Consider the following 13,908-nt stretch of genomic DNA (forward strand, 5'->3'; position numbering starts at 1 on the left):
GCCTTCCTCCGCCGTTTCGATTTCGTAGCTGTCAGTCCTCAAGTCTCGCTTCGACCCGTGCGCCATCGGCGACGGCGCACGGGAAGACGTCGGGTTCGATGCCGGTTTCGGCGAGATACGCCTCCCGAACGGTTTCCGCGAAGGGTTCGACGGATTCTGCCCGGACGAAGCTCACGACACAGCCACCGAATCCAGCACCGGTCATCCGCGAACCGAGTTCGGCGTCGATGTCGCCCGCCACCTCGACCACGAAATCCAGTTCCGGACAGCTGACCTCGTAGGAGTCGCGGAGCCCCTGGTGGGATTCACTCATCAGTTCCCCGACGCGTCCCATCTCGCCGGTTTCGAGCGCGTTCGCGGCCTCGCGAACGCGCTCGTTCTCGTACACGACGTGTCCGCACCGCTCTCGTATCGTCTCCGGAAGTTCGTCCTCGACCGCCTCGAACTCGGCGACCGACACGTCACGCAGTGCGGTCACATCGTCGGACAGGAGTTCGTCGAGCAGTTCGACGCCCTCCGCACACTGGGCGACGCGTTCGTTGTACGCGGAATCGACCAACTCGTGTTCGACGTTCGTGTTTGTCACGACGACCCGAACGTCCCCGTCCAACGAGTAGCGCTCGTAGTTTCGGGTGCGGCAGTCGAGAAACAACGCGTGGTCCCGCTCGCCGAGCGCGACGACGAACTGGTCCATGATCCCACACTCGACGCCGACGAACTCCCGTTCGACCCGCCAACCGAGGTCCGCGAGTTCGGTCGGGGTGTAATCGAGGTTCCACGCCTCGTTCAGTGCGGTCGCTGTCGCCAGTTCGAGCGACGCCGACGACGAGAGGCCGCCACCCATCGGAACGTCGCCGTCCACGACGAGATCGACTCCAGGAACTCCCGGCGCTCCGTCGGCGAGTTTCCGGGCGATTCCTTCGATGTAGCCGAGCCACGAGGATTCCTCGCTTGGGGACGAATCGAGCGAAAAATCTCGGCTCTCGTCGAAGTTCGCCGAGTACGCTCGGACGGTGCGGTCGTCCCGGGGGCGCACCGCGATTTCGGTTCGCCGGTCGATCGCGACGGGAAGCACGAAGCCATCGTTGTAGTCCGTGTGTCCGCCGATGAGGTTCACCCGACCGGGTGCGGAAGCCCGCACGAATTCCGCGTCCCCGTCGCCGAACAGCTCGACTGCGATTTTCCGGAGGTCGGAACCATCGTCACCGTCATCCACGTGTCATCATCTCCACTCGCCGACGCGTCGTTTTTCCCGTCCGATTGGAGGGCCAGTCGTCTGCAACGTGCATGGCCACGGCTTCGGTACCAACCGTGATAAAATCCGAGAATCGTGGGTGCCGGTCAGTAATCGGACCGTTCGGTGGGTGGTCGTTCGACGGGGTCGCTCCCCGGCCACCCGAGATCGATGAAGAATTCGACAGTGGCGACCGTCAGCGCGAGCGAAACGGGTGCCGAAAGGACCGCACCGATGACGATACCGGAGATACCGAGATTGATGAGCAGCGTTCCGACGAGCGATGCGACGAGCACGAAAACGAAGTAGCCACCACCGAACGCGGCGTAGTCCGAATCGACCGCCGCGAGTTCGTAGCTTCCTCGCAACGCCTCAACCAGCGAACGGTCGTCCACGACGATGACGAACGGTGCGCCGTAGAACACGAAGCTGAGGACGAACAGTGCCAGAAGCGCGACGATGAGAAGGGGGCCGAACGCCACCCCGAGGGCGAACGAGGCGAAGAACGCGACCCAGACCAGGACCGAGTAGCCGAGAAACGGGAGGAAGTACGTGCGAGCGTTGTACGCGAAATCGTAGCGTCCGGTTTCGATGCTTTCCCTGATGCTCCCGAGAAACCCCGCCATGAGGACGCTCGTGACGACGACGTATATCGGCGCGAAGTACATCGTCGGCGAGATGTGGACGCCCGTCACCGTCGAGTTTGGGACGCTCGTGAACGTCCAATACGTCGGGAGAGCCGTCGGGAACTGGAACTTCACGCCCATATGACCGCCGGTGAGGTTCACCGTCTTTCGGATGTCGTCGATGTGGAGAAACGTCGCGAAGAACGGCACCAGCGCGAGCGGTAGCAGGTCGCCGAGACGGTCGAATCCGTCCGAGAGATAGTCGGTGAAATTCACCGTGAATCACCGTAATACCGGTCGCAGAGGATTTTGTTTGCTGGCGGGTACATATGCAATCAAGCTCCCGCAACCGGAATAACTGTTGTCCTTCGATCAAGTCTCCTCGCTGTCGAATTGGTTTTCGTCCGTCCCCGAGACGAAGTGCGATACCTGCGGCGGTTCGTCGCCGACGTGAAACGACACCGCTCGGCTCTGTATCTCCCGGTCGGCTACCGACACGCGCTCGTGTTCGCGGAGGTGGGCCATCCACGTCCCCGTAAGATACACTTCGAGGTAGCGGTCGTCGGTTTCGGTGTCGCGGAACACGTTCCAGTATCGCGCGCCGTTCCGCCGCCGAACGCGCCCTAATTTCTCCACGGCCGCCAGAAAATCGTCGGCCGTCGCCGGGTCGATTCGATACTCCACGCTGACGAGCACCGGGCCGGTGTCGGGGGGCGGTTCGAACTCAGTTCTGGGGTTGAACCAGTCCCCGGAAGGTCGCAGGTCGAGGCCGTCCGTCTCGGGAATCCGCCAGTGAATACCCCCGACGAGTCCGACGACCAACCCGACACCGGCGATGACGAACGCCATCGGCGTGCCGAGATGGTCGGCGACGACGCCACACCCGAGGCTGCTGACCGCCATCCCGCCGAGGAAGAACAGCATGTACACCGACAGCGTCCGTGCACGGACCCACTCGGGCGAGAGCGTCTGCACGGCGGTGTTCAGGCTCGACAGGACGGAAATCCACGCGAGGCCGCCGAGCGCAACCGCGACCAGCGCGACGAGGACGACGTGAACGGTCCCCAGCACCACCAGTACGAGGCCGAACAGGGCGGACGCTCCGAGGACGACTTGATTCGTCGTGAAATGCTTTCGCGCCCGTTCGAGGACGGTGATTCCGGCCGCCGACCCGAGACCCGTGACGCCGAGAACGATGCCGTACCCCCCCGCGCCGAGGTGGAGTTGATTGCGGACGAGCAGGGGCAACAACGCCCAAATCGCGCTGGCGAAGGCGATGAACAGCACCGTTCGAGCCAGCACTGACCGCAAGGCCGGGGCGTTCCGGACGAACCGCACACCGCGATAGATCGACTCCGACAGGCGCTCTGGCGGCAGTTCCGAGGTCGTCGGTTCGCGCTTCCAGCGATACACGACGACGAAGACGGCGACGAACGACACCGCGTTGAGGAAGAACACCGTCGCCGTGCCGGTCGCAGCGAGGATGAGGCCGCCGACCGCCGGACCGACCGCGCGGGCGATGTTGAATCCCACTGCGCCAAGCGAAATCGCCGCCGGAAGCTCTTTTCGCGGAACCAACTCCGGCTGAATCGCCTGCCACGTCGGGTTCAGGAACGCGGTGCCGAAGCCGAGCGAGAACGTGAGCAACAGCAGTACCCACGGCGTCGTCGCGCCGACCGCCGTCAGCCCGCTCAGTATCACGGCGCTGATCAGCATCCATGCCTGAACCACCAACAGCAGCCAGCGCCGGTCCACGATGTCGCCGATGGCACCCGCTGGAAGCGACACGAGGACGACCGGGAGCGTCGTCGCCGTCTGCACCAGCGCGACCAACAGCGCCGAGGTGGTCAGCGAGGTCATCAGCCACGCCGCGCCGACGTTCTGCATCCACGTCCCGACGTTCGACACCAGCGCCGCCGTCCACATCGCGCGAAAGACCGGTTCGCCCAAGGGTTGCCAGACCGAAACCGCGTCCTCCGTGTCCGTCGCGTCCGCCTCAGCCACGGCTCCCTCCGTTCACTTCGCTCGTTCCTCTCCCCCCTGCGTTCGATGTTACGAACTTCACCGTTCCCTACCCCGAAGAACTTCTTCGTCGGACCCTAGAAACGCTCGCCGGGGGTGAACTACCCCGCCCTACGCGCTTCGCGCGTTGAGGGTGGGGCTTCCTGTTTCAATGACGCGCTTTGCAGACACAACAGTGTCCGTAGGGAGCGCAGTCTCCACAGGCGCTGATTCGGAGTGTCCCGCTCCTACGTCTTCGAGGCCGCGAGAAAGGATGTTCCACGCCGCGTTTGCGTCTCTATCCGCTTCGAACCCACACGACGGACATGAGTGTTCGCGCACCCACAGCGGTTTGTCCGTCGAAACGCCACAGGATGCACACTCTTTGGTCGTCCCTCGTGGGTTCACAGGAACGTAGTGCGTTCCTTCGCGTTTGCACTTGTATTCGAGAAACGAGAGAAACATCCGCCATGCCGATGACGCCGTGTTTCGACTGTTCGACGGCAATTCGAGCATGCCCTTGACGTTCAGGTCTTCGACTGCTACAAGGTCGTATTCTCGGGCGTAGTAGTTCGACAGCTTGTGCAAAAAGTCACGACGCTTCTGTTTCAACTCCGCATGACGGCGTGCAACGACACGCTGTTGCTTGCGGTAGTTCACCGACCCGTGTTGCTTCCGTGAGAGCTTTCGTTGCTCGCGTTCCAAGCGTTCACGCTCGTCGGAGAGGTCGAGCGACCCGACTGCCGTGCCGTCGGTGTCATGAGCATACTTGAGAATCCCTACGTCGATACCCACCACGTCGGTGAGTTCGTCGGGTTTCTCGGGAGGTTCGCGGTCTACTTCGAGGCCGAACGTGGCGAGCCACTCGCCCGTCGGTTCCTTCTTGAGCGTGACCTGCTTGAGTTTGGCGTCGTCAGGAATAGCGCGGTGGAGTCGTATCGGGATATCCGCAAGTTTCGAAAGTGACAGCACCGTCTGACCGCCCTTCTTGTCGAGCTTGAAGCCAGATTGGCTGTACGTGAAACTGCGGAATTCCCGTGGCGGCTTCCACTTGAGTTGACCGACGCCGTAGCCGTTCTCCTTGAGTGCCCCGAGCGACTTGATGTTGTCCTCAATCCGCATGACAGCAGTTTGCAAAACTGTCGAGTACACGTCCGTGAGTCCATCCCACCAGTCTTTGAGGCTGGGGAGTTCATCACGGATAGACCGAACGCGCTGGTTGAGGGTCCCTGCGTTCTTGGGGATTTGGTCGAAGCGGTAGAGCGCGTGGTTGTAGACTTGCCTACAGATATCGCGGTGTCGATCCAACTCCTCACGGTGGGCGTCGGACGGGTCGAGACGATATTTGTAGGCGTAGTACATCCGCTATTCGCGCTCCTCAATGAGTTCGTCGAGTTTCTCACGGAGAAATGACGAGAGGTTGAGGTGGTTTTTCTCTACCCACTCGGCTTGGTCGTCACGGATGGTGAGGTTCTTCCGTCTCACTGTATGCGTATTATACAACTCTATGCGCATAAAAATTGTGATTACGTTGGCCTGTGGGCCAGCCGAAGTACAGTGTACGAAAGACGATGACGGCGTTGACGAGACGCTTCGCGTCTCGTTCGCACACAAGAGCGAAGCTCTTGTGAACGCTGTATCCCCTCCCTGCTCGCGCCATTCGGCGCTCCCTGAGGAAGGGGGCTTAGCGCCTGCGGTCAGCTAACGGACCGCCCGTCCTGTCAACAACGATTATGGCGTGTCGGGTTGTTTACGGGTTATGGGTGGGAGCGAAGACGAGCGGATAGAAAGATCGCTTCGGGAGGAAGACCTGTACGACGTGACCACGTGGGAGAAACGGACGGTGCTCGACAGAGCGTCGGTCGCCATCTACCGTGGGCTCACGAGCAATTGGCAACGGGTGTTCGTCGTGCTCGCGGTGTTGCTGTTCGTCGCGCAACTCGCGGCCACGGGGTTCATCCTGTTCGTGCAACCGGCGCTGGGGGTGTTGACGTTTCTGTCGGTGATTCCGGCGTTCGTCCTCGCGGCGCTCATCTGGTACGGCGACGACGTGCAGCGGGAACCGCTCGCGCCGCTCGCGGTGACGTTCCTGATGGGAGTGTTGTTCGCGGGGTTCGCATCCCTGCTCAACACGGCGCTGCAACCCGTCTTCCAGTTGATTCCCGTCGTGGGAACGATTCTGTTCTTCTATCTGGAAGTCGGACCGGTCGAGGAGACGTCGAAGTGGCTCGCTTCGCGGTTGTACGCCTATCGAACCGAGTACCTCTCCGCCGCCATCGACGGCGCGGTGTTCGGCGCGTTCGCCGGACTCGGTTTCGCGACCATCGAGAACTTCACGTACATCACGAACGCGCTGTTCACGGCGGGCAAGCTTCCGATGTCGAGACTCGTCAGCGTCGTGGTCGGCACCGCCGCACAGCGGTCGTTCGTCGGCCCGGGCCACGTCATCTACGCGTCGTTCGCGGGCTACTACCTCGGCTTGGCGAAGGGGAACCCGGAAAATCGCGGTCCCATCATCGTCAAGGGCCTGCTCATCGCCGCGCTCATTCACGCGACCTACGATACGCTGGTGACGTACCTCCCGCTGACGGGGGTGACGTTCATCGCTTTCGTCATCGTTTACGACGGCATCTTCCTTGCGATCCTCTACCGAAAGATATCGCGGTACCGCCACAAGTTCCAGCAGGCGACCGAACAGCCCGAACAGAGTCCCTCGTAGCTGAGGTCATCGAATGGCACCGGAACCCTCGCATCGGAACGGAGATACGGACGACGGACTCGTCGAATCGGTCCTTCCGATCGCTCGCTGGCTTCCCCGCTACGAGGCGTCGTGGTTCCGTCCGGACCTGCTCGCGGGCGTCACGGTTGCCGCCGCCATCCTGCCCGAGGGGATGGCCTACGCCTCGCTGGCCGGTCTTCCGCCGGAAACAGGCCTGTACGCGAGTCTCCTCGCCCTCCTCGCCTACGTGTTCGTCGGCACGTCGAAACAGGTCATCTACGGTCCGACGTCCGCTCTCGCCATCCTCGTCGCGTCGGGTGTCGGCTCGGTGGCCAGCGGCTCCCCGGCCGACTACGCCTCGCTCGTGGCGCTGACGACGCTGCTCGTCGGTCTCGTCTCCGTCGTCGCGTGGCTGTTCCGACTCGGCTTCGTCGTGAACTTTATCTCCGAATCCGTCCTGACCGGCTTCTCGGCGGGCGCGGCGCTGTACATCACGGCGACCCAACTCGACAAACTGTTCGGGATTCCACGGGCCAGCGGCACCTTCTTCGACCGACTGGGGTTCGTCGTCTCCCACCTCGGAGCCACGAACCTGCCGACGCTCGCGGTCGGCGTCGCCGCCATCGTCCTGCTCGTCCTCGGCGAACGCTACGCGAGGCGTTTTCCGACCGCGCTCCTCGTTGTTCTCCTCGCCACCGGACTGGTTGCCGTGACTAATCTGGAGGCACGGGGCGTCGAAGTCGTCGGGAGAATTCCGAGCGGCTTGCCCCCGCTCTCGATTCCGACGCTGACCACGGGAACACTCCCCGACCTGCTCCCCGTCGCGCTCGCGCTCTTCCTGCTCTCCTACGTTGAGGGGATGAGCGCCGTCGAGACGTTCGCTCGGCGGCACGACGACTCCGTGGACGCGAATCAGGAACTCCTCGCGGACGGCGTCTCGAACCTCCTGGCGGGTCTCGGCAACGGTTTCGTCGTCGGCGGGAGCATGTCCCGAAGCGCGCTCAACGATGAAGTCGGGGGGAAAACGCAACTCACGAGCGGCGTCGCGGCGGTCGCCCTCGTCCTCGTCCTCCTCTTTTTGACCGACCTGTTCACGACGCTTCCCGAAACCGTCCTCGCCGCCGTCGTCATCGTCGCCGTCTCGGGACTCGTGGACGTGCCGGAACTCCGCCGCGTCTACCGCGTCGACAAACTGGAGTTCGCCACGGCCGCCTCCGCGTTCCTTGGCGTCCTCGTCTTCGGCATGCTGGACGGCGTGTTCATCGGTGTCCTCGTCTCGATCCTCGTCGTCGTGGCGCGGGCGACCTACCCGCACACGGCTACGATGGGCAGGGTTCCGGGGTCGGACGAGTTCAGCGACCTGTCGCGTCATCCGGAAAACGAACGCGTTCCGGGCGTGCTGGTGTACCGCGTGGACGCCGAGTTGTTCTTCGCCAACGCGCCGACAATCCGTGCGGCGGTCATGGACGAGGTCGATACCCGCGAGCGCCCCGTCTCGCTCGTCGTCCTCGACATGCGCTCGTCGCCGACGGTCGACCTCACCGCCGCCGACATGCTCGTATCGTTGGCCGAGGACCTCGAAAAGCGCGGTATCGACTTTCGATTGGCCGAGGCCGACGGCCCGGTTCGGGACACCCTCGCCGCCATCGATTCCGCGAAACCGTTCGGCGACGTGCCGCTCAACGAGCGCGTCGTGACGGTCATCGACGAATGGGAGCGGTGACGCACTGCTGTCACGGATTCGAAACGATTATCAGAAAATAACGGAAGGAAAGTGTATGAGTCGAACGACTGACATCCTGCTGTTCGCCATTCTGCTCGTGCTGGTTGCCATCTGGATGACTCTCGATTACGCCGTTCCCGGAACTCATGGCGATTTGATAGCCTTCGGCGGCTTGTTCATCGGTCTGATCGCGTTCGGTAGTCAATTGATCACCCTTCTCCCCGACGACGACCGACCGAAATGACCCACCAAACTATCATCCTTCTCGATGTATCCTCCCGTATCCGGAGGAGTTCATGAAATTCGAGCGCGACGATGGCCCGAGTTCGACCGAACTCGGTTGGTGGGTGTTCGCCGCCGCGTTGGCGGTCGTGCTCGTCACGTCGCTCGATTCGTATCTCGGCTGGTTCGTCTTCGGCCTCTTTTTGTACTACGTTGCCCGACCGATCGCCAGATGGCTCCAGGAGCGGGGAGTGCCGTCCGGAATCGCCACGATCCTGACGCTGGCACTCATCATCCTGCCGTTCATCGCGCTGCTCGCGGCGATAGCCGTGGTCGCATTCGGCCAGCTTTCGGCCGTCCGCGCTGCCGACGTCGAACGACTGGTTCGAACCCTGTTTCCGGGTTTCAATTTCGGGGCGATTCCGGCGACGCCCGAGGGGTGGTACGATTCGGTCTCGGAGCTGCTCAGCAACCCGTCCATTCGATCGTTCGTCTTCCGGATTCGCGGGTTCGTGGGGGCGTTCGCGGCCCAATCGTACAACCTGTTTCTCACGTTCATCTTCGTCTTCTTCCTCGTGCGCGACGAGGCGACGATCACGGGCTGGTTCCGGCGGACGGTCGCGGACGAAGAAACGAGTACCTATCGGTACCTGCAAGCCGTCGATCAGGGGCTGAACTCCGTTTTCTTCGGCTACACGCTCACCATCTTCGTCATCATCATTCTCTCTGCGGTCATCTACAATCTACTAAACCTCCTCGCGCCGCCGAAGATGGCGATTCCGCAGACCATGCTCGTGGCGATTGCCACCGGTCTCGCCACCATCATCCCGCTCGTCGGGCGCTCTATCGTCTACTTTTTCGTCGTCGCCTACCTCGCCATCGTCGCGCTCGAAACCGACCCCGTTCGGCTCTGGTTCCCGATCCTGTTCCTCCTCGTCATGGAAATCGCGTTCGACAACGTCGTCCGGACCTACATCCGTCCGGTTCTCTCGGGACGGCTGTTCCCGACGAGCCTCATCGTGTTCGCCTATCTCCTCGGCCCGCCGATCTTCGGTTGGTACGGCATCTTCCTCGGCCCGTTCATCATGGTCGTCGTGGTGCAGTTCCTCTGGGTCGTGTTTCCGACGTTGTCGTGGCCCGGATCGCCCGAATCGGATGGCGGTTGATCGTTAAAAGAGATAGCCGCCCTGAATGGCGACCACGAGCGCGGTCAGGATGACGACGCTGAGGACCGTCGTAACGAAGATAACGGTGCTCATGTACTCGGCGGTCGAGAGCGACTCGTCGTCGTGGTCGCTGTAGGCGATGGTGAGGGCGAGCGGGGTGACGGCGGCGGGCGTCGCACATTCGAGGATGAAGATGTTGCCCACGTGCGGTTGCGTGAAGCCGACGACGACCGCGATACCCGCCCCCAGAACTGGTGCGACGACGAGTTTGAGCGCCGTCGGGAGCGCGATCCTGTGCAGTCCGCCGAGGTCCACCTCGGCCAGTTGGATCCCGACGACGGTGAGCATCAACGGGACGGACGCCGATCCGACGCTGTCGACCGTCGTCATGAACGTTCCATCGACGGGCGGAACGAGACCCAGAAAACGGACGAGCGCCGCGAGGACGACGGCGTAGACCAGCGGCAGTCGAAACACTTCTCGGACCGCACTTCGCACGCCCGCGGTGTTGTCGCTGCTCGCGGAGACGACGTAGACGCCAACCGTGTAGAGGATGACGCTCTGTATCGTGAGAAACAGCGTCGCCGTGGTTCGCCCGATGTCGCCGAAGACGAACTCCGTGAGCGGGATTCCGACGAACCCGGAGTTCGGGAACGCGCTCGCCAACACGACGCCGGGTAGGGCGGCGTCCGGCAGGTCGAGCGTTCGCCCGCTGAGGTACGCGACGCCCATCATGATGAGCGTATACGCGAAGACGGCGAGACCGAGGTTGAGCACCGTCTTGCCGCTCAGATCGGTGGTGACGATTCCGTGGAAGACGAGCGCCGGGAGGAAGAAGTTCAGCGCGACCGTGTTGAGCTGACCGACCGAGATGCCGGTTCGCCACCCGATGACGTATCCGACGCCCGCGATGGCGATGATCGGGAGGATCGCGGAAGTGAACGCGGATATCGCACTCATCGACTGCTCCTCGCATCGGCTATCGTCTCGTAATCCATCGAACGATACTCTACTGACGACCGAATTAAAGCCACGTTCTGCGGTCAATCCCGCATATATCTGGATAATCGTTATATTTTATGATGGATAAGGATGGTTCAAATGCAACTGGACGGACGACAAACGGCTATTCGAGTTCGCCTTCGCCGATGACGAGCGCGTTCGCGATCAGGTTCGTGTACGCACGACGGAGTCGTTCGGAGAGGGCTTGGTGTGAGATTCCAAGGTCCCCGGCGAGTTCCTCGCCCGAAATCGTCCGCGGGATGTCGTAGTAGCCCTCCTCCAGCGCGGCGACGAGGGTGTCGTACTGCTCCTTCGTGAGTCCGTATTGTCCCCGTCGAGGGGATTCGTCGAGTCGGTATATCTGCTCGATTTCGAGCGGAATGCCGTGTTCTTCGCAGTACTGGTACGTCACGCCCAGTGCGTCCCGAGTGGGAAACAGGATGCGTAGTTTCCACCCGTCGCCGTTACCGTTCGCGTCGATTATCGTTCCGCTCTCCTCGACGAGGACGTGGATGACGAATCTGGTTTTCCCGACCCACTCCATTCGAAACAGCCACTCGTCGTCCAGGTCCGCGAGAAGCTCTATATCGTCGGTTGTCGGGTCGTCTTCGAGGGCGGCGTGGAGGGCGTCGAACTGGTCCGGGTCTGCCGTCGCCCAGACGTAGGGCATTACCCGCTCGGCTTCGGGTGCGACGACACGTTCGACTTCGAACGTAACGCCCGGAACCCGTTCGAGTGTCGCCTCCAGTGCGAACTCCGATGCCGGAAGTCGCACGATGGCGATTGTACTCATGGAGATAAAGCTAGACGCTTCCGAGGGATTACTCTGCTGGCGGCTGATGAACTTTTCTGCTGGAATATTCAGCCAGTACGCTCTTTAGCCCCCGCCCGAGTGTGCTGTACGATGGCTACTTCGGAGGATTTGTCACTATTCGATAAACTACGGGAGACGGCGCTCACGGGTATTACCGTCGTCGTTCCCCTTCTCATAACGTTGTACGTCGTCGTCGTTTTGCTCAAGTTCGTCAGGAATATGCTGATTCCGCTCTTGGGGCTCGTTCCCGTCAGCTCAATACTCGTCCTCGGTGGCATCGCGGTACTGGTCATCGTGTCCATGATAATGATGGTCGGGTTCGTCGCGCACTCGCCGGTCGGCGAGCGCGCCATCGACAACTTCGACTACGCCATCAGCCAGATTCCAGGACTTGGAACCGTCTATCGGAGCTTCCGGCGGATGGGAGACGCGATGGTCGAGAGCGACGAGGACCACTTCCGGGACGTGAAACTGCTCGAATTTCCGACCGACGACACGTACACGTTCGCGTTCGTCACGGCGGAGACGCCGGACGAGGTGCGAAAAGCGACCGGCGAGGAGAAGATGACCACCGTCTTCCTTCCAATGGCTCCAAACCCGGTGATGGGCGGCTTCGTCGTCAACGTCCCCAACGACGACCTCCTGGACGTCGATATTCCACTGGAAGTCGCGTTCCGCGCCCTCGTCACCAGCGGCGTCGGACTGGACGAGATGGGTGGCAGCACGGAGGGGCTGAGTGAAGACCAACTCCGCCGTCTGACGGGGCAAGACGTGGCTCGATATCAGGACTGACCCTCTGTCTCAGAATTGAGCGCCCGCCAACGTGGCAATCCCACCGGCGAGCACTCGCGTCGCCGTCGCACAGTCCTCCCAGTCAGTCCATTCGGCGGGGTTGTGCGAAATCCCGTCGCGTGACGGCGCGAACAACATCGCCGCGTCCGTCACGTCCGCGACGTGCATCGTGTCGTGGGCCGCCCCCGAGTGGAGGTCGAGCGTCTCGATTTCCGACTTTTCGCCCGCTTCGTGCACCGCTTCCCGACAGCGCTCGCTCATGTCCGTCGGTTCGAGGACGAAGTCGCGGGAGTGGGCCGTCTCGACGCCGCGCACCGATTCGAGAATCGTGAGCGACTCCTCCGCGCGCGAGACCAGTTCGTTCATCGACTCGTACTCCACGTCCCGAATATCGACGCCCATCGTGACCGTTCCGGGGACGACGTTCGTCGCGTTCGGCCGCGCGTCGATCTTTCCGACGGTCCCAACGGCCGTCTCACTGACTTCGTTCGCAGCCCGCTCTACGTCTTGAACGAACTCGCCTGACGCGACGAGCGCGTCCGTTCGCTCCGCCATCGGGGTCGCCCCGGCGTGGTTCGCCTCGCCTCGAACTTCCACGTCACAGTGCGTGATCCCGGTGATTGTCGTGACGACGCCGACCGACACGTCGGCCCGTTCGAGGCGTCGGCTCTGTTCGACGTGGAGTTCGAGCCACGAGTCCCATTCGCTCGCATCGAGTCGTCCCTCCCCCCGGAATCCCATCGAATCGAGCGCGTCGGCCAACGTCGTTCGTCCGTCGGTCAGCGCCAGCGCGTCATCGACCGACCGCTCGCCGACGGCGACCGAGGACCCGAGCAGTCCGCTGGCGAACCGCTGGCCTTCCTCCTCGGTGAACGAGACGACGTCGACCGGACGGGTCGGTTCGATTCCCGAATCCTGCATCGCCCGTACGGCTTCCAACGCCGAATACACGCCGAGCGGGCCGTCGAAGATGCCGCCCTCCGGCACCGAATCGAGGTGGCTCCCGGCCGCGACCGGTGCGGCGTCCGGGTCGGCGCTTTCGGGCGTCCACCGTCCCGCGATGTTGCCGACGGCGTCCATGCGAACGTCTAATCCGGCGTCCTCCAGTCGCTCCACGAAGTACTCCCGCGCCTGCCGGTTCGCTTCCGTTCCAGTGAGGACGGTTCGCCCGTGTTCGGCGTCGTCCAGCGCGCCGAATTCGGCGTTCGCCTTGATGTCCTTCCGCAGTCGGTCCCGGTCGATTCACATGCGTTCCGTGTCGTTCGCGCGCCCCAAGTAGGTCGGGGTGGGTGGTATGAACTGCCGGAAGTCACCCCGTCGTCATGTCATGGAGACGGTTCGCCCATTCGAGCGGTGAAATCCCAACTGTGCAGGCGGTTCGGTTCGATCCGGATGGTCACCTCGGTCCGGTCGTCCGACAGCAACTCCCGGGCGAGTCGCGAATCGGCGTCCTCGAGATACCGAGTCACCAACTCCCGGAGCAGTTCCTTCTCCGAATCGGGTTCCACGCTCGCGGTTCCGTTCCCTCGTACCCCGGTGTACGGCGGGTCGTTCGTGGACACCTCGAAGGCGACGGACGGATTCTTCCGAAGCAGGTCGACGATATCCG

Annotated in this window: 12 protein-coding genes and 1 pseudogene; 5 read left to right on the forward strand and 8 right to left on the reverse strand. The window is 62.5% G+C overall.

Annotation, left to right across the window (positions count from 1 at the left end; translation table 11 throughout):
* Positions 1-31: 31 nt before the first annotated feature.
* The 4 genes from galK to WBV42_RS00705 form a co-directional block, all read right to left on the reverse strand.
* Positions 32-1,216, reverse strand: coding sequence for a galactokinase (gene galK / locus WBV42_RS00690; protein WP_423984333.1), 1,185 nt, complete (start codon positions 1,214-1,216; stop codon positions 32-34).
* 125 nt (positions 1,217-1,341) lie between these two features.
* The gene (locus WBV42_RS00695) at positions 1,342-2,136 is read right to left on the reverse strand and encodes a hypothetical protein (protein ID WP_423984334.1); all 795 of its coding nucleotides are present in this window, start codon (positions 2,134-2,136) and stop codon (positions 1,342-1,344) included.
* Positions 2,137-2,232: 96 nt separating this feature from the next.
* Entirely contained in the window at positions 2,233-3,864 is a 1,632-nt protein-coding gene (locus WBV42_RS00700; RefSeq protein WP_423984335.1) for an MFS transporter, read from the reverse strand.
* 129 nt (positions 3,865-3,993) lie between these two features.
* Complete coding sequence (locus WBV42_RS00705; RefSeq protein ID WP_423984336.1) at positions 3,994-5,223, reverse strand: RNA-guided endonuclease InsQ/TnpB family protein; 1,230 nt, start codon at positions 5,221-5,223, stop codon at positions 3,994-3,996.
* Between the two features lie 397 nt (positions 5,224-5,620).
* On the opposite strand from WBV42_RS00705, the gene WBV42_RS00710 reads away from it, so the two are divergent.
* Genes WBV42_RS00710 through WBV42_RS00725 form a run of 4 tightly spaced genes read left to right on the forward strand, consistent with a single transcriptional unit; the run spans position 5,621 to position 9,691 of the window.
* A complete protein-coding gene (locus WBV42_RS00710; protein WP_423984337.1) occupies positions 5,621-6,580 on the forward strand; it encodes a PrsW family intramembrane metalloprotease in 960 nt (319 codons plus the stop codon).
* A gap of 13 nt (positions 6,581-6,593) precedes the next feature.
* Entirely contained in the window at positions 6,594-8,303 is a 1,710-nt protein-coding gene (locus WBV42_RS00715; protein WP_423984338.1) for a SulP family inorganic anion transporter, read from the forward strand.
* Positions 8,304-8,358: 55 nt separating this feature from the next.
* Positions 8,359-8,547 (forward strand): hypothetical protein, encoded by a 189-nt coding sequence (locus WBV42_RS00720; RefSeq protein ID WP_423984339.1) that lies wholly within the window; start codon positions 8,359-8,361, stop codon positions 8,545-8,547.
* Positions 8,548-8,599: 52 nt separating this feature from the next.
* Positions 8,600-9,691 carry an AI-2E family transporter gene (locus WBV42_RS00725; RefSeq protein ID WP_423984340.1) on the forward strand — a complete coding sequence of 364 codons (1,092 nt, stop codon included), beginning with the start codon at positions 8,600-8,602 and terminating at the stop codon, positions 9,689-9,691.
* A 3-nt stretch (positions 9,692-9,694) separates the two neighbouring features.
* Here WBV42_RS00725 and WBV42_RS00730 read toward each other — a convergent pair whose 3' ends face one another.
* Positions 9,695-10,651: an AEC family transporter gene (locus WBV42_RS00730; protein WP_423984341.1), complete on the reverse strand. Its 957-nt coding sequence runs from the start codon at positions 10,649-10,651 to the stop codon at positions 9,695-9,697.
* 166 nt (positions 10,652-10,817) lie between these two features.
* Entirely contained in the window at positions 10,818-11,486 is a 669-nt protein-coding gene (locus tag WBV42_RS00735) for a helix-turn-helix domain-containing protein (RefSeq protein WP_423984342.1), read from the reverse strand.
* Between the two features lie 129 nt (positions 11,487-11,615).
* Between WBV42_RS00735 and WBV42_RS00740 the strand changes: the two genes are divergently transcribed.
* Positions 11,616-12,299, forward strand: a complete 684-nt coding sequence (locus tag WBV42_RS00740; protein ID WP_423984343.1) for a DUF502 domain-containing protein — start codon at positions 11,616-11,618, stop codon at positions 12,297-12,299.
* Positions 12,300-12,308: 9 nt separating this feature from the next.
* Here the strand turns inward: WBV42_RS00740 and WBV42_RS00745 are convergent, their stop codons facing one another.
* The gene (locus tag WBV42_RS00745) at positions 12,309-13,541 is read right to left on the reverse strand and encodes a M20 family metallo-hydrolase (protein ID WP_423984344.1); all 1,233 of its coding nucleotides are present in this window, start codon (positions 13,539-13,541) and stop codon (positions 12,309-12,311) included.
* An 83-nt stretch (positions 13,542-13,624) separates the two neighbouring features.
* A pseudogene (locus tag WBV42_RS00750) lies at positions 13,625-13,908 on the reverse strand (pyridoxamine 5'-phosphate oxidase family protein); the annotation flags it as partial.

The organism is Haladaptatus sp., from assembly GCF_049589095.1.
Taxonomy (GTDB): Archaea; Halobacteriota; Halobacteria; order Halobacteriales; family Haladaptataceae; genus Haladaptatus.